This is a genomic window from Bordetella sp. (assembly GCF_057362025.1).
The window spans coordinates 1-18,630 of record NZ_JBMQQZ010000087.1 but is presented as its reverse complement, the minus strand read 5'-3'; the positions used below and the strand labels follow the sequence as shown (position 1 = coordinate 18,630).

Here is an 18,630-nt window from a genome sequence, read left to right as displayed (position 1 = left end):
GCGCGCATCCGTTCCTGCGCCTTGCGCATCTTGGATGCGGCGACCATTTCCATCGCCTTGGTGATCTTGCGCGTGTTTTGCACGCTCTTGATCTTGGTACGGATTTCCTTGATTCCGGGCATCTATCTTCCCCTGTCAGTGTGTTCAGCGGCGCGCATGCCGCGCCGCGCCTACGCTGTTCAGAAGGCTCCGTTTTTCTTGAAATCCTTGATGGCTTCGTGCAGCTCGGCCTCGTCGTCTTTCGACATTTCCTTCTTGTCTTCGACCCGGCCGACCAGCGCCGCGAACTTCGACTTGAGGTAGTCCTTCAGGCCCTTCTCGAAGCCCAGGACGTCCTTGACCTCGATGTCGTCGATGTAGCCGTTGTTGGCGGCGAACAGCGAGACGGCGAGCTCCCAGACCTGCAGCGGCTGGTATTGCGGCTGCTTGAGCAGTTCCACGACGCGCTTGCCGCGCTCGAGCTGGCGGCGGGTCGCGTCGTCCAGGTCGGAGGCGAACTGCGCGAAAGCGGCCAGTTCACGGTACTGCGCCAGGTCGGTACGGATACCGCCGGACAGCTTCTTGACGACCTTGGTCTGGGCAGCGCCACCGACGCGCGACACCGAGATACCGGCGTTGATGGCGGGGCGGACACCGGCGTTGAACAGGTCGGTTTCCAGGAAGATCTGGCCGTCGGTGATCGAGATCACGTTGGTCGGAACGAAGGCCGACACGTCGCCTGCCTGGGTTTCGATGATCGGCAGCGCGGTCAGCGAGCCGGTCTTGCCCTTGACGGCGCCGTTGGTGAACTTCTCGACGTACTCTTCGTTGACGCGAGCGGCACGCTCCAGCAGGCGCGAGTGCAGGTAGAACACGTCGCCCGGGTAGGCTTCGCGGCCCGGCGGACGGCGCAGCAGCAGCGAGACCTGGCGGTAGGCCCAGGCTTGCTTGGTCAGGTCGTCATAGACGATCAGGGCGTCTTCGCCGCGATCGCGGAAGTATTCGCCCATCGTGCAGCCGGCGTAGGCGGCCAGGTACTGCATGGCGGCGGAGTCGGAAGCCGAGGCGGCCACGACGATGGTGTATTCCATCGCGCCGTGTTCTTCGAGCTTGCGGACCACGTTGTTGATCGTCGACGCCTTCTGGCCGATGGCGACGTAGACGCACGTCATGCCCTTGCCCTTCTGGCTGATGATGGTGTCCACCGCGACCGCGGTCTTGCCGGTCTGGCGGTCGCCGATGATCAGCTCGCGCTGGCCACGGCCGATGGGCACCATGGAATCGATCGCCTTGATACCGGTCTGCACGGGCTGCGACACGGAACGACGCGCGATCACGCCCGGCGCGACCTTTTCGATCACGTCGGTTTCCTTGGTGTTGATCGGGCCACGGCCGTCGATGGGCTCGCCCAGCGTCTTGACCACGCGGCCCTTCAGTTCCGGACCGACCGGCACTTCCAGAATACGGCCGGTCGTCTTGACCTGGTCGCCTTCCGACACGCCGGTGTAGTCGCCCAAAATCACGGCGCCGACGGAGTCGCGCTCGAGGTTCAGGGCCAGACCGAAGGTGTTGTTGGGAAATTCGAGCATTTCGCCCTGCATCACGTCGGACAGGCCGTGGATGCGGGTAATACCGTCAGTCACGGAAACGACCGTGCCCTGGGTACGAATATCGGTCGAAGCGCCCAGGCCCTCGATGCGGCTCTTGAGCAGTTCGCTGATCTCGGAGGGATTGAGTTGCATGTTCAGACTCCTGGAATCCTGTTAGTCGCCTGGCTATGGGCTTATGCCGCCAGCGTGTCGCGCATGCGGGCCAATTGGGCTTGCACGGATGTATCGAGTACCTGGTCCCCGACGGCCACGCGGACGCCTCCGATCAGGGAGGAATCGACGGTTACATGGGGCTTGAGCTTGAGGCCGAACTTCAGTTCCAGGGCGCTCAACAAGTCCTTGACCTGTTCGGGGGTCATCTCGAACGCACTGGTGATATTGGCCTGCGCCGTGCCTTCATGGCGGTTCTTCAGCGCCGCGAACTGCTCGGCGATCTCGGGCAGCAGCAGCAAACGGCCGTTCTCGACCAGCAGGTCGATGAAATTGCGGGCGAATTGCGGTACTTCGCCTTGCAGCAGACCCGCAAAGGCCTGCGCGCGTTCGGCGTCCCCCAGGCGGGGGTCGGACATGGCCTCACGGACGTCCGCATTGGCGGCGACCTGGGCCATTTGATCCACCAGGCCGGCCCAGAGGTCCAGCCCGGCCTTGTCGTCGCGCGCGGCGGCGAACAAGGCTTCGGCATAAGGCCGGGCGACAGTCGATAGTTCAGCCATGACGTTTCCGGATTAAAGCTGCGCCTTGAGCTGAGCCAGCAGCTCGGCATGGGCGCGGGCGTCGATCTCGCGGCGCAGGATCTGCTCCGCGCCCTTGACGGCCAGCGCGGCGACTTCGTCGCGCAGGCTATCGCGTGCGCGCTGCACTACCAGCTCGGCGTCCTGCTGGGCTTGCGCCACGATGCGGGCACGTTCGGCTTCCGCGTCACGGCGAGCCTGATCGAGCAGCTGATTCGCCTGCTTTTCGGCTTCCACCATGCGGGCGTGGTTTTCGGACTTGGCAGAAGCCTCGATCAGACTGATGCGCGCCTGCGCCTGGGCGAGGTCAGCCTTGCCCTTTTCAGCCGCGGCCAGGCCGTCGGCGATTTTCTGGCGGCGCTCATCCATCGCCTTCGTCAGGGGAGGCCACACGAATTTCATCGTGAACCAGCCCAGAACGAAGAACACGAGCATCTGGAAAAAGATCGTCGCGTTCAGATTCACGGTCGTTTCCCTTTAACACCTTAAGGCTCCGGCGTTTCCTTGGAAACGCCGTCGAGCACTCGATACTTGCCGGTGGCAAGGCACCTATATGGACCACATCGGGCTACATATTAGGGCCAGGCGTCACCGGCTTCTTCGACCCACCGGCGTGCCGGCGGGCATGCGCCATTTAACCGACGAACGGGTTGGCGAACGCGAACAGCATCGCGATACCGACGCCGATCAGGAACGCGGCGTCGATCAGGCCAGCCAACAGGAACATCTTGGTTTGCAGGGCGTTCATCAGTTCAGGCTGACGAGCCGAAGCTTCCAGGTATTTGCCCCCCATCAGCGCGATACCGATGCAAGCGCCGATAGCGCCCAGACCGATGATGAGACCGCAGGCGAGAGCAACGAAAGCTACGTTGGTCATGACAACTCCTTGTTGAGAAATCTGAATGTCAAGAGATTGGAAGTGGTACAGCGCAATGCAAGAAGATCTTGCGTCCCGGCGCGGGCCGGAACCCGCGCCGAAAAAACGGTCAATGTCCTTCGTGGGCCTGGCCGATGTAGACCAGCGTCAGCATCATGAAGATAAAACCCTGAAGCAGCACGATAAGGATGTGGAAAATCGCCCAGATCGAACCGGCCAGCAGCTGTCCGATGCCCAGGCCGATGCTGGTGCCGTTGAAGCCTGTCCAGGCCCCCCCAAGCAGCGCGATCAGCATGAAGATCAGTTCGCCGGCGAACATGTTGCCGAACAACCGCATACCCAGCGACACGGATTTCGCCGCGTATTCGATGATGTTGAGCAGCAGATTGAACGGGAACAGCAGCAGGGCCCAGATGCCGTGCGCGTGGAAAGGCGCGCCGACCAATTCCTTGAGGAAGCCGCCCGGGTGCTTGATCTTCAGCCCGTAATAGAACATCAGCAGCAGCACGCCCAGCGACATGCCCATGGGCACGTTCAGATCGGCCGTGGGCAGAATCCGGTGGTAGTACAGCAGGTCGCCGTGATGCGCGCCCAGGCCGGTCCAGCGCAGGATGGTGGCCAGCAAGTCCACCGGGATCAGGTCCAGCGCGTTCATCAGGACGATCCACAGGAACACCGTCAGCGCCAGCGGCGAGACGAAGCGGCGGGAAACCTCGCTGGGAACGATGGACTTGGCCTGCTCTTCGACCATGTCGACGAGCGATTCGACGAACATCTGGAAGCGGCCCGGCACGCCGGTGGTGGCCCGGCGGGCGGCGCGCCACAGGAAGAACACCACGACCAGGCCCATCAGGATGGACCAGAACAGCGAGTCGTAATTGATGACACCAAAATTGGCGATCGCGGTCTGCTTCTCGCCAATATTGTTGAAGTGCACCAGGTGGTGCTGAATATATTCGGACTGGGGCGACACGTCGCTGGCAGCAGCCATTTATTTCCTATCCTGTTTGCTGTCGCTGGCGCGTCACGCCAGCCATTTTGAACGATTAGAAGCGTCGCTATGACAACTTGCCGGACATCAAGAGCAGCACATACCCCTTGAGCGTGCAGATCAGGCCGATCAACATGGCCGGCCACACTATCCTGTCACCCCCAAGACGCACCGCCAGCCACAACAGCAGAACCGTCGCGACCAGCTTGAATGCTTCGCCCAGGAAGAACGTGAACGGATTGACTTGGCCCGGCCGGTGCGTGTCCAGCAGCAACCGCAGTGCAAACAGAGTGTTTGGCACCAGATATGCTCCCGCCCCCACCAGCGCCGACAAACCCGCCGCCGTTCCCGCCACCACCCACGCGATCACTGTCGCCAGTACCGCCATGACACATTGCGCCACGACGGCCCTTGCCAGCCCTCGACTTGTTCTTGCGCGCAACGCGGCTTTCTGTTCCGCGCTGAGCACCAGCCTGGTCTCCCCGTCCGGTGGCAAGCCATTGGAATCATTGATCAATTCCGTCAACCCCGCCTCTCTCCCGGCACACCGGATCCCTACCCGCACCCATCCGAATCCTGGATCCAGCCCTGGTCCAGTCCGAACCGACACGGATTCCAACAGCCTCGAACCCACTCGTCGACCCTGCCCGCCGAACCCGGCCTGAAGACCGGTGCCCGAACGACGCGATCACGCTGTTATCCCGCAAGCGTCAAACTATTGGAGTATAGCTGTAATCAGGTGCACCCCGCAAATCGCCCACCCTGACAAGTCGCTGAGCGCACACAAAAAAAGGGGCGGTTATCCGCCCCTTTTTTCCGTCCCATGCGAACGGAGGCCCACAGGGCCCCATGCCCCCTGGCGTCTTCAGTCCTCGTGCACCGGCGGCGGCGCCCACTGCCGGTCCAGCGCGATATCGCGCGGCCAGTACAGCCGCATATTCAGCATGAACGGGCCGGAGTCGGGAGCCGGCAGCCAGTTGGCCTGATGCTCCCGGCTCGGTGCGCGATGCTGGATGTAAATATCCAGCGAACCGTCGGCGTTGTAGCGGAGGTTATCCGTGCTGCGTATCGCGTAGCGACGGGCCGGATTGTCGACGAAGGTCTGGTCCGGACCGTACAGATTCAGCGACCAGAAAGCATTGACGGGCGGCAACTGCCCTTTGTCGAAATGGAGCACGTAGTCCTCGTCGCCGGACAGGCGGTCGCCGTCGGAATCGATCAGCGTGACGGGGTACATGATGTCTTCCGGCAGTCCAGCGCCCAGACCCGCGTACGCCACGGCGGCGCGGCGCAGGTAATTGGTGCCGTACGTGCCGATTCCGTCGGACACGGTATTCCAGCCGTTCATGCCGGAGCCCAGGCGAGAAACGTAGTCCGCGATGCGGCGCCCGGCTTCCGGCCCCGCCTGGGTCAGGGCCTGCTGCACCGCCGGGTCCAGCTGGGAGAACGCCGGCGACGGCGTGGTGCCCAGGCCAATGCGGCGCAGGCGATCCAGCATGGGGTAGTCATTGGCGTGGGGCGGATTGCTGCGCAGGGCGTCGGCGAACAGCCCGAAGAAGGTGGCCGCGTCCATGCCGGCGATCTGCTCAACCGGCGGAACGGTGCTGGGCGCGATCTGGGTGGTGGGCGCGTAGGCAGTCGGCGCGGGCGGCATCGGGGCGCCAGGGCGCGCGGCCGGACTGCCGGGATACATGGGCGTCAACGAGCCCGGCGATGCCGGCCGGCCCGGCGCGGGCGGCGGGGCCACATAGGGCGTAACGCCGATATTGGCCTGCCACTGGTTCACGGCGGGATAGTCCTGCTGCCCGCCCGTCTGGACGTGTCCCACCACCCAGCCCATCGAAGTGGGGCTGCGCACCACGTCGAGGCCCGGCGGCAGCGTGCCATTCCAATACGGCCCGACGATCGCGAACGCCTGCGGGCCCTTGCCGTTGGTGCGGGTGCCGCGCGACGCGAAGACGTCGGTCCACATGTCCAGCAGGGATAGCACATAGAATCGGTTGCCGGCGTCGGGCACGCGGACGATCAGCGGCCCATTGCTGACGTCGTACCACATGCTGGAATACAGCGTGTCGGTATTCGGCCAGCGCGAGTTGGGCGTGCTGGCGTCAGGAAAAGCCGTCTTGTGCCCGAACTGGTTCATGGGCGCCTTGCCATCCAGCGGCGAAGAGACGTTGGTGGTATTGCGCCGGGTCAATTCCATCAATACCAGGGGATAGGCATAGACGTAGGCATCGACCGCCGTCTGGTGCAGCTCCTGCGCGCTCATGGGCGCGAGCGGCGCGGACATGGCGGCCGGCGCCGGCGAGACCATGCGCAGCGTAGGCTGGGGAGATTGCGCGGCGGCGATGCCGCTGACGCCGAAAACGCACGCCAGCGCGGCCAGACGCCATTTACCGGATTGGGGGGCAGTTCGCATGGAGGGGCTCCTTTGTTGTTGCCGGGCGGCCCCCATCAGCAACCGGCGCGCCTGCTCATCAGACACCGGCGCCCGCGGGCGGCCCTCGTTCGTTGGAACTCCCAAGCATAGGGGGCCGCCCTGAAACATCCTCCACAAGAGCGTATCAAGACGCTACGAGCCCTGCCCCCGTGCGCAACCCCTAGCGGTGGTGGAAATTGGGTTTGCGCTTCTCCACGAAGGCGGCCATGCCTTCTTTCTGGTCCGGGGTGCCGAACAGGGAATGAAAGGAGCGCCGCTCGAACAACATGCCTTCGTTCAGCGGCGATTCGTAGGCCCGGTTCACGCATTCCTTGGCCATCATGGCGGCCGCCAGCGGCATGGCCGCGATCACCGTACCGATTTCCATCGCTTCCTCCAGCAGCTTGTCCGCCGCCACCACACGCGAGACCAGGCCCGCGCGCTCGGCTTCCTCCGCGCCCATCATGCGGCCGGTCAATACCAGGTCCATGGCCTTGGCCTTGCCCACCGCGCGCGGCAGCCGTTGCGTGCCGCCGGCGCCCGGAATGACCCCCAGCTTGATCTCCGGCTGCCCGAACCTGGCCGTTTCGGCGGCGATCAGGATGTCGCACATCATGGCCAGCTCGCAGCCGCCGCCCAGGGCATACCCGGCCACCGCGGCGATCACCGGCTTGCGGATGCGCTTCAAGGTTTCCCAGTTGCGCGTGATGTAGTCGGTCCCATACACGTCCATGTACGTCCAATCCTTCATCGCGCCGATATCGGCGCCCGCCGCGAACGCCTTTTCGCTGCCCGTGATGACGATGGCGCCGACAGTGGCGTCCTGTTCCAGCGCCAACAGGGCCTGTCCCAGTTCGTCCATCAGGGTGTCGTTCAAGGCATTCAGGGCGTTGGGCCGGTTCAACGTCAACAAACCGACGCGGCCGCGCGTCTCCATCAGAACCAGCGATTCACTCATGGATGTCTCCTGTGATCAAAAAAAGCGTGGGGTGAGTCCGCGGTGCCGGCAAAACGCCTCGCAACGCCCCCAGCCATTAGAATGCGCCCATTGACGACGCACTATCGCACCAATGGCCCCGCATCCGCTAATTTACCGCCTGCAGCCCCATGACCCGGCGGGTCATCGCTTCCGCATCGTTCTTACGATCGATTCGCCCGACCCCGCCGGGCAGTCGCTGAGGCTGCCCGCCTGGATTCCCGGCAGCTACCTGATCCGCGATTTTTCGCGGCAGGTGGAAACGCTGAAGGCGCACGCCGGCGGGCGCGCGGTCGCCGTAACGAAGACGGACAACCATACCTGGAAGACGGCGCCGGCCGACGGGCCGCTGACGGTCGAATATACGGTCTATGCCTGGGACCTGTCGGTGCGGGGCGCGCACCTGGACGAAAGCCACGCATTCTTCAACGGCACCAGCGTCTTCCTGTGCGTGGAGGGGCAGGCCCATCAGCCTTGTCTGGTGGAGCTGCAACCGCCGCCGGGCATCGAAGGCTGGAAGGTCTATACCAGCCTGCCGGAGGCGCGCGGCATCAAGGGCGCCGCGCGCCGTCATGGCTTCGGCCTGTACCAGGCGCCGGACTACGATGCCCTGATCGACCACCCGGTCGAAATGGGCACGCCCCAGGTCGCGCGCTTCTCCGCCCATGGCGCCGAGCACGAGTTGGTCTTCACGGGCAGCATCCCGCGCCTGGACCTGGCCCGCATCGCGCGCGACGTCCAGCGCATCTGCGAAGCCCAGATTGCCTTCTTCGAACCGCAATCGCACCGCGCGCCCTTCCTGGACAGCAGCGATCGCTATGTGTTCATGACGATGGTGACAGGGGACGGCTACGGCGGCCTGGAACATCGCGCTTCCACCGCATTGATGGCCGCGCGCAAGGATTTGCCGGTAAAGGGCCAGACGGGCCAGGGCGAAGGCTATCGCGGCTTCCTTGGCCTGGTCAGCCACGAATATTTCCATACCTGGAACGTCAAGCGGATCAAGCCCGCCGCCTTCGCGCCCTACGACCTGGAACGGCCCGCGCTGACCCGCCTGCTGTGGGTGTTCGAGGGGTTCACCTCCTATTACGACGACCTGTTCCTGTTGCGCGCCGGCACCATTACCCGTGCCGACTACCTGCGGCTGCTGGGCAAGACCATCACGTCCGTGGCCCGTACCCCGGGCCGGGCCAAGCAATCGGTAGCGGAGAGCTCCTTCGATGCCTGGACGCGCTATTACAAGCAGGACGAGAATTCCCCCAACGCCATCGTCAGCTACTACACCAAGGGCGCGCTGGTCGCCCTGGGACTGGACCTGACCTTGCGGCGCAAAAGCGGGGGACGGCACTCGCTGGACGACGTCATGCGCTTGCTGTGGCGTCGGTATGGCCGCGACTTCTATCGCGGCACGCCCCACGGCATCCCGGAAGACGCCCTCCCGGCGCTGGTGCGCGAGGCCACGGGCGTGGATGTGCGGGCTTTCATTGCCCGCTACGCCGACGGCCGCGCCGACCCGCCGCTGGCCGAACTGCTGGCCGACCACGGGATCACCCTGCAATGGAAGGCCGCCTCCCATCTGCCCACGCTGGATGCGCGCACGCGCAAGCAGGGCGATAGCGTGGCGCTGGCCACGGTGCTGGAAGGCGGCGCCGCGCACAAGGCGGGCCTGTCGGCCGGCGACGTACTGGTGGCCATCGACGGCCTGCGGGTCGATGCCCCCGCGGGGCTGGAATTGCTGCTGGCGCAATATCGCCCCGGCGACACCGTGACGGTACATGTCTTCCGCCGCGACGAACTGCGGGCATTCCGTGTGCGGCTGGCCGCGCCGCAGGCGCAGGATTGCGTCCTTGCCTGAGCCATCGGGCGGGTCGCAGCCATCGTCCTGACCGCATCCGCCGCCCTTCCCTTCGTATCCGGCCCATCCCGCCGACCAGGTTCACCGTCATGCCAGCCGCTGCCGTCCGCCCGGACGCCCGATCCTTCCGCGAATTGTTCCTGTCCGGCGTACCGCTGCTGGATGTCCGCGCCCCGGTGGAGTTCGACCGGGGCGCCTTTCCCACGGCGGTCAACATCCCGCTGATGAACGACCACGAGCGGGAACAGGTGGGGCTGCGCTACAAAGAGGAAGGGCAACAGGCCGCCATCGCGCTCGGTACCCGGCTGGTGTCCGGCGATATCAAGCGCGGCCGGATCCAGGCCTGGGCGGATTTCGCCCGGGCGAACCCGCAGGGTTATCTGTATTGCTTCCGTGGCGGGCTGCGTTCGCAGATCACGCAGCAATGGCTGAAAGAGGAAGCCGGTATCGACTACCCGCGCGTGGCCGGCGGCTACAAGGCCATGCGTGCCTACCTGGCAGAGGTCATACGCGCCGCGGCGGCACTGCCCGGCCACCTGATACTGGGCGGCCTGACGGGCAGCGGCAAGACGGACGCGCTGCGGGACATCGACAATGCGGTGGACCTGGAGCGCCATGCCAATCATCGCGGCTCGGGCTTCGGCAAGCGTGTCACGCCGCAACCGTCGCAGATCGATTTCGAGCATCGCGTGGCGATCGACCTGCTGCACAAGCAGGCGCGCGGCTGGCAGACGGTGGTGCTGGAAGACGAAAGCCGGCTGATCGGTATCAACGCCCTGCCCCTGGAATTGCTGCAAACCATCCAGACCGCGCCCCTGGTCTGGCTGGAGGCCAGCCTGGATGAACGCATCGAACGCATTCTGCGGGAATACGTGGTCGACCTGCGCGCGGAGTTTGCCGCACGCCACGCAGACGCGGGCGATGCCCTGTTCGCGCAACGCCTGCAGGATAGCCTGACGGCGATTTCCCGCCGGCTCGGCGGCGAACGCTACGCACGGCTGATGACGCTGATGCGCGCCGCCCTGACGCGCCAGCTGGAAACCGGCGATTGCGATGCCCATCGCGCGTGGATCCGCGTGCTGCTGGCCGAATACTACGATCCCATGTACGCGCGCCATCAGCAGGAAAAAGCCGGGCGCATCGTGTTTCGCGGCGACACCGGCGCGGTGGCGGGGTATCTGCGCGAGCAGGCGGCCCGCCACCGGATCGCCTCGTAGCCGCCAGCCCGCCTGTTCCGCCGCGCTCAGCGCGCGGCCGTTCCCCGCTCCAGCTCCGCCTGTATGGCCTTGGCCGCGACCACGCCGTCGGCCATGGACGTCACCACGCATGGATGCATGCGGTTGGCCACTTCGCCGATGGCATAGACGCCGGCCGCGCTGGTGCACGCCGTGGCCGGTTCGGTCGTGATGTAGCCGCGCGCATCGCGCTCCAGCTGCAGGCTGTCGGCAAAGCCGGCCTGCGGATCCCAGCCGTAGAACACCAGGATCAGGTCATAGCGGCGGCCGTTGACGCTGCGCGCGTGCGGGTCGACGACATAGTCGCCGACGTGGAGATCCGGCGTGGCGGCGCTGGCCACCAGTTGCGGGCGCGCGCGTACCGTGCGCGAATACAAATGCACTTCCCGCGCGCCGCGTGCGCGCACATAGGCGTAATTTTCGAAGCCATTGTCGCCGCCGCCCAGCACCGCCACCGACAGGCCGCGGTAATCCTGCTCTTGTATCGCGACGCCCGGGCCGACCAGCACGCCAGGCCATTGCCGGCCGTCGTCCGCCCCCGGCAGGCCACGCGCCCGCACCCCGGAGGCAATCACCAGAAAGCGGCCATGCACGCGTGAGGGCACGCCGCCGGCCGTTTCGAGGGCAACGTCAAAACCGCTGCCGGCACGCGCGACCTGGCGGGCGCGATGGCCGGTCAACGCCGTCACCCGCGCGGCTGCGACGCTCTGCGCGATGTTGGCGGCCACCTGCTGGCCTGTCACGCCCGGCAGGACGGCGATCCAGTCGTCCCGGAACGGATTGTCGTTCTCCAGGCCGCCCAGGCGTGGCGCGGCCTCCACCAGCAGCGGCGCCAGGCCCAGGCGTGCCAGCCAGATCGCGCAAGAGGCGCCGGCCGGGCCGCCGCCTACAATGATGGCATCGGATGTATCCCGCATTCGGTACAGGTTCCCGCTTTGAATATGGACTACCGCGACGATTGTAGCGACAGCGCCCGCGGTCGCGCCGCCATCCGGCCAGCAGCATACAATGCCGCACACGTTCCGATTCCCACGCCAGGTGCGCCCCACGGGCGCGCCGCCCCCGCATCATGCCTACTCGCCGCATCGTTTTTACCCGTCTTGCCCTGGACGCCCGCATCGGCATCCTGGAACACGAACGCCGGGCCACGCAACCGCTGCACATCGATGCGGAGATCGACGTGGACATTACCCGCAACGTGGACGACCATGACATCCACAGCGTGCTGGATTACCGCGCCCTGCGCGAGGCCATCGTGGCCGAATGCACCCACGCCCACGTGAACCTGATCGAAACGCTGACCGAACGCGTTGCCGGCCGCCTGATGGCGGACTTCAAGGACATCCGCGCCGTGCGCATCCGCATCAGCAAGCCCATGGCATTTTCCGATTGCGCCGCCGTCGGCGTGGAGATTTACACGTCGCGCTGACCCGCCGGGCCGCGCGGCTCATGACCGCTTTCGAAGCATGAACGCTCCCGACACTTCCGTCTTCCGTGCCGCATCCTCCGCGCAGGGGGATGCCGAACCCGCCGCCTCCCGGGCCGCGCGCGACAAAGCCCGCGTGCACGCCAACAAGCTGGCCAAGCGGCTGGCCCGCGAAACCACCCGCGCCATCGCGGACTACAACATGATCGAAGCGGGCGACCGCGTCATGGTCTGTATGTCGGGCGGCAAGGATTCGTACGGCCTGCTCGATATCCTGATGCGGCTGCGCGAACGCGCCCCCTTCCCCTTCGAGCTGATCGCGGTCAACCTGGACCAGAAGCAACCGGGCTTTCCGGACCACATCCTGCCCGACTATCTGCGCGGCCTGGGGGTGCCCTTCCATATCGAGACGCAGGACACCTATTCCGTCGTCACGCGGGTCATCCCGCAAGGCAAGACGATGTGCTCGCTATGCTCGCGGCTGCGCCGCGGCATCCTCTACCGCGTGGCGGGCGAACTGGGCGCCACCAAGATCGCCCTGGGCCATCACCGCGACGATATCCTCGGCACCTTCTTCCTGAACCTGTTCTACGGCGGCAAGATCAAGGCAATGCCGCCCAAGCTGGTGTCGGACGACGGCAAACACACCGTCATCCGCCCGCTGGCCTATATCCCGGAAGCGGATATGGCGGCCTACGCGGAGCACCAGGGCTTCCCCATCATCCCCTGCAACCTGTGCGGGTCGCAGGAGAATCTGAAGCGCAAGGAAGTCGGGCGCATGATCCAGGAATGGGACCGCAAGCATCCCGGCCGTGCCTGGAATGTGTTCAACGCCCTGGCGAACGTGGTGCCCTCCCACCTGATGGACCGCCAGCTGTTCGATTTCGTGGGTCTGAAGCCGGGCGGGATCGCCGATGCGAATGGCGACACCGCCTTCGATCATGAAGATCCGGACACGGCCGGCGCGGCCTGCGGCGACACAGAAGGCGCGCAAGCCGACGGCGACGGCCGCGAACACACGCTCAGCTTCGTGCGCTTCGAATAAGCCTCAGGCCGAACCTTCCCACGTGGGGCCCGGCACGGGGATACCCAGCATCTCCAGCACCCGGAAAACCGTATGGTCGACCATTTCCTGGATCGACGCGGGCCGGAAATAGAAGGCGGGCAACGGCGGGAAAACCACGCCGCCCATCTCGGTCACCGCGGTCATATTGCGCAGGTGCGCCAGGTTGTAGGGCGTCTCGCGCACCATCATCACCAGGCGCCGACGTTCTTTCAGCGTCACGTCGGCCGCGCGTGTGATCAGGTTGTCCGATAGCCCGTGCGCCACCGCGGCCAGCGTGCGCATCGAGCAAGGCAGGATCACCATCCCCGCAGTGGGAAACGCCCCGCTGGCCAGGGGCGCGCCGATATCGCGCACGCTATAAATGCGGTCCGCCAGCGCCTGCACCTGCGCGCGGGACATCTCGAGTTCGTGCTTGATATTCAGCACGCCCGCCGCGGAAACGACCAGATGCGTTTCCACATCGGGGACGTCACGCAGGATCTGCAGCAGCCGTATGGCGTAAAGCGACCCGGTCGCGCCGGTCACGCCGACGACCAGCCGGCGCGCCGCCTGCGTCATGCAGTGGCCCCGGCGTTATCCAGCAAGGTCTTCAGTTCGCCGCTTTCGTGCATCTGGCCCATGATGTCCGAGCCGCCGACGAATTCGCCGCCGACGTACAGCTGCGGAATGGTCGGCCAGCTGGAAAATTCCTTGATGCCCTGGCGCACTTCGTCGTCATCCAGCACGTTGACCGTCACCAGCTTCTTCACGCCACAGCTCTTCAGCAGCTGGATGGCCTTGCCGGAGAAGCCGCACTGCGGAAACTGCGCCGTGCCCTTCATGAAAAGCACGACCGGATGCTGCGTCACGGTATCGCGGATGAATTCTTGAACGTCGCTCATGATGCACACTCACAAAGAGGTAATTCTTTCAATTATAGGTACCTGCCAGCATTTCACAGATACCCGCCCGAAATCCTTTCTATGCCCGCCAGGTCGCGCCGGCTGTCCACGCCCCGCAAGCCGGCCTGCGCCAGCAGGCCGCGTACCGCCTCGGCCTGGTCCCAGCCATGTTCGACCCACAGCACGCCGCCGGGCTTCAAATGGGCTGGCGCCCCGGCGATGATGCTCCGCAGGGCATCCAGCCCGTCCGCCTCGTCGGTCAAGGCCAGGCGCGGCTCGAAACGCAGGTCTCCCTGCTCCAGATGGGGATCGCCCTCGGAGATATAAGGGGGGTTGGACACGATCACGTCGAATTTCTGCGCGGCGGTCAACGCGCCGTACCAATTGCCCCCGGCGAAATGCAAATGGGCGCCCAGCCGGACGGCGTTTTCCGCGGCGATCTTCAGCGCCTTCATGCTGCGGTCGGTCGCCAGCACCGCCGCGTCGGGCCGTGCCAGGGCAATCGAGATCGCGATCGCGCCGCTGCCCGTGCCCAGGTCCAGCACGGACAGCGATTCGAAGCCCGCCAGCCATTCCAGCGCCGCCTCGACCAGCAGTTCCGTTTCCGGGCGGGGAATCAGCACATCCGGGCCGACCTTGAACATGCGCCCCATGAACTCGCGCTCGCCGATCAGGTACGCCATGGGCTCGCCGGCTGCGCGCCGCGCGGCCAGGACGGTAAAGGCGCGCACGTCCTGGGCAGGCAAGGGATCGGTATCGTGCGCCAGGATCCACGCGCGCGGCTTCTGCAGCACGTGCTCCAGCAGCATGCGGGCCTCCAGCCGGGGCAGTCCCGACGCGAACAGGATGTCCTTGGCGCAGGCCACTCAGACCTCGTCGCCCAGGGCCGCCAGCTGTTCGGCCTGGTGCTCGGCGATCAGCGCGCCGGTCAGCTCGTCCAGATCGCCTTCCATGATCTGCTGCAGCTTGTACAGCGTCAGGTTGATGCGATGGTCGGTCAGGCGGCCCTGCGGGAAGTTATAGGTCCGGATGCGTTCCGAACGATCGCCGCTGCCCACCAGGCTTTTGCGTTCGGCGGCTTCCTTGCTTTGCCGTTCGCGCTGCTGTCTGTCCTTCAGCCGGGCGGCCAGCACCTGCATGGCCTTGTCCTTGTTGCGGTGCTGCGAGCGATCGTCCTGGCATTCCACCACCAGGCCGGTGGGAATGTGGGTGATGCGCACCGCCGAATCGGTTTTATTGATGTGCTGCCCGCCCGCGCCGCTGGCGCGGAAGGTGTCGATGCGCAGATCGGCCGGGTTGATGACGATTTCACCCACGGCATCGGCCTCGGGCATGACCGCCACCGTGCATGCCGAGGTATGGATACGTCCCTGGGCCTCCGTCGCCGGCACCCGCTGCACCCGGTGGGCGCCCGATTCGAACTTCAACCGCCCGTACACGCCATCGCCCTCGATACGGACGATGACTTCCTTGTACCCACCCAGCTCCGAGGGGCTTTCGGACATCAGCTCCACGCGCCATCCCTGGCGTTCGGCATAGCGCGAATACATGCGCAGCAGGTCGCCGGAGAACAGCGCGCTCTCATCGCCGCCGGTCCCCGCGCGTATTTCCAGAAACACGCTGCGGCCGTCGTCCGGATCGCGCGGCAGCAGCAGGCGCTGCAACGCGGCGTCCAGCTCTTCCAGCTTGAGCCGGGAGACTTTGATTTCGTCTTCCGCCATGCTTTTCATTTCCGGATCGGACAGCATTTCCTGGGCGGTCGCCAGATCGTCCTCCGCGCCGCGGTAAGCGGCGAACGCGATCACCACGGGCTCGACTTCGGCGCGCTCACGTGACAGCTTGCGAAAGCGGTCCATGTCCGCCGCGGTTTCCGGCTCGGCCAGCAAGGCATCCACTTCGACCAGACGGCGGGACAATTGCTCCAACCGGTCACGCATGGAAGATTTCATAAGGACTCAGGCAATGAAAAAAGAGGATGGGCGAAGGCGATGCATGCCGGGTCCGCGCGATATGCGCGGCGAGGCAGTGATGGGCAGGCGTCGCTAACGCCGCGAGTCGCGGCTGGGGAACAGGCGCGGCACCACGGCCAGCAGCTGTTCGCGGTCGGCCCCTTCGCTGCGGTTGAGCGCCGCCAGCGGGCCGTGCAGGTACTTCTGGGTAAGACCGTGCGCCAGTTGTTCAAGCACGGCTTCCGGCGACTCGCCGCGCGCCAGCAGGCGGCGGGCGCGTTCCAGCTCCGCCGCGCGGAGCGCGTCGGCGCCTTGCTGCAGGTCCTGCAGGACCGGCACGATGGCCCGCGAGGCCATCCACTGCATGAAATTGCGCACCCGCGTTTCGATGATGGCCTCGGCCTGCACCATCGCCGCGCGGCGCGCGTCCGTGCCGCTTTGCACCAGCCGGCCGAGGTCGTCCACGGAATACAGGTAGACGTCGTCCAGGCGGCCGACTTCGGGCTCGATATCGCGCGGCACGGCCAGGTCGATCATGACCATGGGGCGGTGGCGGCGCTGCTTGGTGGCACGCTCCACCATCCCCAGGCCGAGGATGGGCAGCGAACTGGCCGTACAGGACACGATGACGTCGAATTCGTGCAGCCGCTCGGTCAGGTTGGCCAGGCGCATGGTGCCGGCCGAAAAACGGTTGGCCAGGGTTTCGGCGCGCTCGACGGTACGGTTGGCCACCACCATTTCACGCGGCCGCTGGGCCGCGAAATGGGTGGCGCAGAGTTCGATCATCTCGCCCGCGCCGATGAACAGCGTGCGCGCATCGCCCAGGTCGCCGAACACCCGCTCGGCCAGGCGCACCGCCGCGGCCGCCATGGAAACCGAATGCGCGCCGATGTCGGTGGTCGAACGGACTTCCTTGGCGACGGAAAACGTGCGCTGGAAAAGCTGGTGCAGCAAGGTGCCCAGCGAACCGGCCTCGTCGGCCGCGCGTACGGCGTCCTTCATCTGGCCCAGGATCTGCGGTTCGCCCAGCACCATGGAATCCAGGCCGCTGGCGACGCGGAAGGCATGGCGCACGGCGCCGTCCTGCTGGTGCTGATACAGATGCGGCTGCAGATCGATGGCCTGGACCTGATTGACGTCCGCCAACCAGGCCGGCAAATGCTCGACCACCTGCGGCTCTGCCGCGCAATAGACTTCGGTGCGGTTACAGGTGGAGAGGATGGCGGCTTCCCGCACCGCGCCGCCGAACGCGGCGCGCAGTCCATCCAGGGCGGGACGCAGCAAGTCAACGGGCATGGACACGCGCTCACGCACCGAAACGGGCGCGGACGTGTGATTCAAGCCAAAGGTAAGAACGTCGACCGACATTTGCCATCGCCTGCGCCGGGTCGCAGGGCCGGGGTAGTAGGGCCAGCCGCCACCCGCCGCGGACGGCGGGCCGTTATCTGGAATGCGTGGAATTATAGCGCCTCGCTACCGATCGGTACGGATGCCCAGCAAGACCTCGAAAAATTGTGTATAGTTGCGGGCTTCGGTTGGCCTGGTAGCTCAGTCGGTAGAGCAGAGGATTGAAAATCCTTGTGTCGGTGGTTCGATTCCGCCCCAGGCCACCAAACGATTCGATGCCCAGCCCTGAAAGCTGGGCATTTTCTTTTGTGCGCTGGGGACTTTGTACGGGTTTGGGTCATCGCGGGACCGCTGACCGAGACACGAATCAGGGCCGCCCCGGCCTGGCCCGAACGCGTATTTCCTCAACGCCGGCGGCAACCTGGAGACAGCCCTGCACCTGCGTCAAGCCGCTGCGGCATGATGCGCCTGGGACTTGTGAAGACATTGAGGCAGGGCGTAGCCGCCCCCATCGCGCGGTTTCCGGGCGTGGAGCCCTTCAGGCGCCCGAGCCACGGCGCCAGGCGGCTGCCAGCGTAGGCGTACTGGGCGCGCTGCCCGGTCGCCGTGCTGCATATCGGCCGACAGGAAGCGAATCACACCGTGCCTGCCTGGTCTGCCCGCCTGGTCCAATCGCCAGGACGCTGCCTACCGTAGCTCAGTCCAGAATGCTGCTTGACGGAGCGCCGCACAGGGTTTCTTTCTGATTGCGGATATCGATTTAGATCTTGAGCGTGATGGTCGCGGACGAGCAGCGCGAGACGCAGGGCAGGATGAGCTTATTGGACTCGCGCTCCGCGCTCGTCAGGTAAGAGTCGAAGTGCAAGGGCTGGCCGTCGATTACCGGGACGGCACACCAGCCGCAAACGCCATATTCGCATTCGCTCTTCATATCGACGCCGGCTTCCCGGATGGCGGCAAGCATGGTCTGGGTCTTCGCCACCGGAATCACGCGCCCGGTGCTCGCCTGGACAACGCTGAATTCCGTGTCGCCCCCCTCTTCCTCGGAAGGCGTGACAGCGGAGAAAAACTCGAAGTGATAATGGCGATCCCGCCCGCTGTGACGACCATGCAGCTGGACCGCCTTCATCATACCCTCGGGCCCACAGCAATAGACGGCGGCTTCCGGATGCGATACCGCCAATTCCTTCTCCAGATCGTAGACACCCCCAACACTTGAATCGACATGAACTTGTACGTCGTGAAAGCCAGACAAGTCCGTCAGAGCCGTCTCGAACGCCAGGTCTGC

At 65.3% G+C, this 18,630-nt stretch carries 20 protein-coding genes and 1 tRNA gene; 5 read left to right on the top strand and 16 right to left on the bottom strand.

What is annotated here, in order from left to right; genetic code table 11:
- From ACO1P8_RS19275 to ACO1P8_RS19235, 9 genes are all read right to left on the bottom strand, one after another.
- A partial coding sequence (locus ACO1P8_RS19275) for a F0F1 ATP synthase subunit gamma (protein ID WP_486297497.1) occupies window positions 1–122 on the bottom strand: 122 nt, incomplete at its 3' end.
- Between the two features lie 57 nt (window positions 123–179).
- Window positions 180–1,721: a F0F1 ATP synthase subunit alpha gene (atpA, locus tag ACO1P8_RS19270; protein ID WP_486297496.1), complete on the bottom strand. Its 1,542-nt coding sequence runs from the start codon at window positions 1,719–1,721 to the stop codon at window positions 180–182.
- A 41-nt stretch (window positions 1,722–1,762) separates the two neighbouring features.
- A complete protein-coding gene (locus ACO1P8_RS19265; RefSeq protein WP_486297495.1) occupies window positions 1,763–2,302 on the bottom strand; it encodes a F0F1 ATP synthase subunit delta in 540 nt (179 codons plus the stop codon).
- Between the two features lie 12 nt (window positions 2,303–2,314).
- Entirely contained in the window at window positions 2,315–2,785 is a 471-nt protein-coding gene (locus ACO1P8_RS19260) for a F0F1 ATP synthase subunit B (protein ID WP_094844049.1), read from the bottom strand.
- 169 nt (window positions 2,786–2,954) lie between these two features.
- A complete protein-coding gene (gene atpE / locus ACO1P8_RS19255) occupies window positions 2,955–3,197 on the bottom strand; it encodes a F0F1 ATP synthase subunit C (protein WP_003815363.1) in 243 nt (80 codons plus the stop codon).
- A 109-nt stretch (window positions 3,198–3,306) separates the two neighbouring features.
- The gene (gene atpB, locus ACO1P8_RS19250; protein ID WP_486297494.1) at window positions 3,307–4,188 is read right to left on the bottom strand and encodes a F0F1 ATP synthase subunit A; all 882 of its coding nucleotides are present in this window, start codon (window positions 4,186–4,188) and stop codon (window positions 3,307–3,309) included.
- A gap of 67 nt (window positions 4,189–4,255) precedes the next feature.
- Window positions 4,256–4,714: an ATP synthase subunit I gene (locus tag ACO1P8_RS19245; RefSeq protein ID WP_254926238.1), complete on the bottom strand. Its 459-nt coding sequence runs from the start codon at window positions 4,712–4,714 to the stop codon at window positions 4,256–4,258.
- A 339-nt stretch (window positions 4,715–5,053) separates the two neighbouring features.
- Window positions 5,054–6,607, bottom strand: a complete 1,554-nt coding sequence (locus ACO1P8_RS19240) for a DUF1254 domain-containing protein (protein ID WP_486297493.1) — start codon at window positions 6,605–6,607, stop codon at window positions 5,054–5,056.
- A 181-nt stretch (window positions 6,608–6,788) separates the two neighbouring features.
- Window positions 6,789–7,565 carry an enoyl-CoA hydratase gene (locus ACO1P8_RS19235; protein WP_486297492.1) on the bottom strand — a complete coding sequence of 259 codons (777 nt, stop codon included), beginning with the start codon at window positions 7,563–7,565 and terminating at the stop codon, window positions 6,789–6,791.
- A gap of 112 nt (window positions 7,566–7,677) precedes the next feature.
- Here ACO1P8_RS19235 and ACO1P8_RS19230 point away from each other — a divergent pair, with 112 nt between their 5' ends.
- Together ACO1P8_RS19230 and mnmH are read left to right on the top strand one after the other, a co-directional pair.
- Complete coding sequence (locus ACO1P8_RS19230; protein WP_486297491.1) at window positions 7,678–9,438, top strand: M61 family metallopeptidase; 1,761 nt, start codon at window positions 7,678–7,680, stop codon at window positions 9,436–9,438.
- An 89-nt stretch (window positions 9,439–9,527) separates the two neighbouring features.
- Complete coding sequence (gene mnmH, locus ACO1P8_RS19225) at window positions 9,528–10,655, top strand: tRNA 2-selenouridine(34) synthase MnmH (protein WP_486297490.1); 1,128 nt, start codon at window positions 9,528–9,530, stop codon at window positions 10,653–10,655.
- A 26-nt stretch (window positions 10,656–10,681) separates the two neighbouring features.
- Here mnmH and ACO1P8_RS19220 read toward each other — a convergent pair whose 3' ends face one another.
- Complete coding sequence (locus ACO1P8_RS19220; protein ID WP_486297489.1) at window positions 10,682–11,590, bottom strand: NAD(P)/FAD-dependent oxidoreductase; 909 nt, start codon at window positions 11,588–11,590, stop codon at window positions 10,682–10,684.
- A 152-nt stretch (window positions 11,591–11,742) separates the two neighbouring features.
- Here ACO1P8_RS19220 and folB point away from each other — a divergent pair, with 152 nt between their 5' ends.
- Both folB and ttcA read left to right on the top strand, forming a co-directional pair.
- Window positions 11,743–12,102, top strand: a complete 360-nt coding sequence (gene folB, locus ACO1P8_RS19215) for a dihydroneopterin aldolase (RefSeq protein ID WP_486297488.1) — start codon at window positions 11,743–11,745, stop codon at window positions 12,100–12,102.
- A gap of 37 nt (window positions 12,103–12,139) precedes the next feature.
- Window positions 12,140–13,144, top strand: a complete 1,005-nt coding sequence (gene ttcA, locus ACO1P8_RS19210; protein ID WP_486297487.1) for a tRNA 2-thiocytidine(32) synthetase TtcA — start codon at window positions 12,140–12,142, stop codon at window positions 13,142–13,144.
- 3 nt (window positions 13,145–13,147) lie between these two features.
- Here ttcA and ACO1P8_RS19205 read toward each other — a convergent pair whose 3' ends face one another.
- The 5 genes from ACO1P8_RS19205 to hemA all read right to left on the bottom strand — a co-directional run bounded on the left by ACO1P8_RS19205 (window position 13,148) and on the right by hemA (window position 17,363).
- A complete protein-coding gene (locus tag ACO1P8_RS19205) occupies window positions 13,148–13,723 on the bottom strand; it encodes a UbiX family flavin prenyltransferase (protein WP_486297486.1) in 576 nt (191 codons plus the stop codon).
- Window positions 13,720–14,046 carry a Grx4 family monothiol glutaredoxin gene (grxD, locus tag ACO1P8_RS19200; protein ID WP_094844060.1) on the bottom strand — a complete coding sequence of 109 codons (327 nt, stop codon included), beginning with the start codon at window positions 14,044–14,046 and terminating at the stop codon, window positions 13,720–13,722. Before grxD ends, ACO1P8_RS19205 begins: the two co-directional genes overlap by 4 nt.
- Window positions 14,047–14,099: 53 nt before the next feature.
- Window positions 14,100–14,912, bottom strand: a complete 813-nt coding sequence (gene prmC / locus ACO1P8_RS19195) for a peptide chain release factor N(5)-glutamine methyltransferase (protein WP_486297485.1) — start codon at window positions 14,910–14,912, stop codon at window positions 14,100–14,102.
- Window positions 14,913–15,995 (bottom strand): peptide chain release factor 1, encoded by a 1,083-nt coding sequence (gene prfA / locus ACO1P8_RS19190; RefSeq protein ID WP_486297484.1) that lies wholly within the window; start codon window positions 15,993–15,995, stop codon window positions 14,913–14,915.
- Window positions 15,996–16,088: 93 nt separating this feature from the next.
- Complete coding sequence (gene hemA / locus ACO1P8_RS19185; RefSeq protein ID WP_486297483.1) at window positions 16,089–17,363, bottom strand: glutamyl-tRNA reductase; 1,275 nt, start codon at window positions 17,361–17,363, stop codon at window positions 16,089–16,091.
- Between the two features lie 169 nt (window positions 17,364–17,532).
- On the opposite strand from hemA, the gene ACO1P8_RS19180 reads away from it, so the two are divergent.
- Window positions 17,533–17,608, top strand: a tRNA-Phe gene (locus ACO1P8_RS19180).
- A 494-nt stretch (window positions 17,609–18,102) separates the two neighbouring features.
- Here ACO1P8_RS19180 and ACO1P8_RS19175 read toward each other — a convergent pair.
- Window positions 18,103–18,630, bottom strand: a 528-nt coding sequence (locus ACO1P8_RS19175) for a flavin reductase family protein (protein ID WP_486297482.1), incomplete at its 5' end; no start/stop codon positions are given.

Excerpts from the sequence above, each read along its gene's own strand:
- atpA (WP_486297496.1), bottom strand. The coding sequence starts at position 1,721 with ATGCAACTCAATCCCTCCGAGATCAGCGAACTGCTCAAGAGCCGCATC.
- ACO1P8_RS19265 (WP_486297495.1), bottom strand. The coding sequence starts at position 2,302 with ATGGCTGAACTATCGACTGTCGCCCGGCCTTATGCCGAAGCCTTGTTC.
- atpE (WP_003815363.1), bottom strand. The coding sequence starts at position 3,197 with ATGACCAACGTAGCTTTCGTTGCTCTCGCCTGCGGTCTCATCATCGGT.
- atpB (WP_486297494.1), bottom strand. The coding sequence starts at position 4,188 with ATGGCTGCTGCCAGCGACGTGTCGCCCCAGTCCGAATATATTCAGCAC.
- ACO1P8_RS19240 (WP_486297493.1), bottom strand. The coding sequence starts at position 6,607 with ATGCGAACTGCCCCCCAATCCGGTAAATGGCGTCTGGCCGCGCTGGCG.
- ACO1P8_RS19235 (WP_486297492.1), bottom strand. The coding sequence starts at position 7,565 with ATGAGTGAATCGCTGGTTCTGATGGAGACGCGCGGCCGCGTCGGTTTG.
- ACO1P8_RS19230 (WP_486297491.1), top strand. The coding sequence starts at position 7,678 with ATGGCCCCGCATCCGCTAATTTACCGCCTGCAGCCCCATGACCCGGCG.
- mnmH (WP_486297490.1), top strand. The coding sequence starts at position 9,528 with ATGCCAGCCGCTGCCGTCCGCCCGGACGCCCGATCCTTCCGCGAATTG.
- ACO1P8_RS19220 (WP_486297489.1), bottom strand. The coding sequence starts at position 11,590 with ATGCGGGATACATCCGATGCCATCATTGTAGGCGGCGGCCCGGCCGGC.
- folB (WP_486297488.1), top strand. The coding sequence starts at position 11,743 with ATGCCTACTCGCCGCATCGTTTTTACCCGTCTTGCCCTGGACGCCCGC.
- ttcA (WP_486297487.1), top strand. The coding sequence starts at position 12,140 with ATGAACGCTCCCGACACTTCCGTCTTCCGTGCCGCATCCTCCGCGCAG.
- ACO1P8_RS19205 (WP_486297486.1), bottom strand. The coding sequence starts at position 13,723 with ATGACGCAGGCGGCGCGCCGGCTGGTCGTCGGCGTGACCGGCGCGACC.
- grxD (WP_094844060.1), bottom strand. The coding sequence starts at position 14,046 with ATGAGCGACGTTCAAGAATTCATCCGCGATACCGTGACGCAGCATCCG.
- prfA (WP_486297484.1), bottom strand. The coding sequence starts at position 15,995 with ATGAAATCTTCCATGCGTGACCGGTTGGAGCAATTGTCCCGCCGTCTG.
- hemA (WP_486297483.1), bottom strand. The coding sequence starts at position 17,363 with ATGTCGGTCGACGTTCTTACCTTTGGCTTGAATCACACGTCCGCGCCC.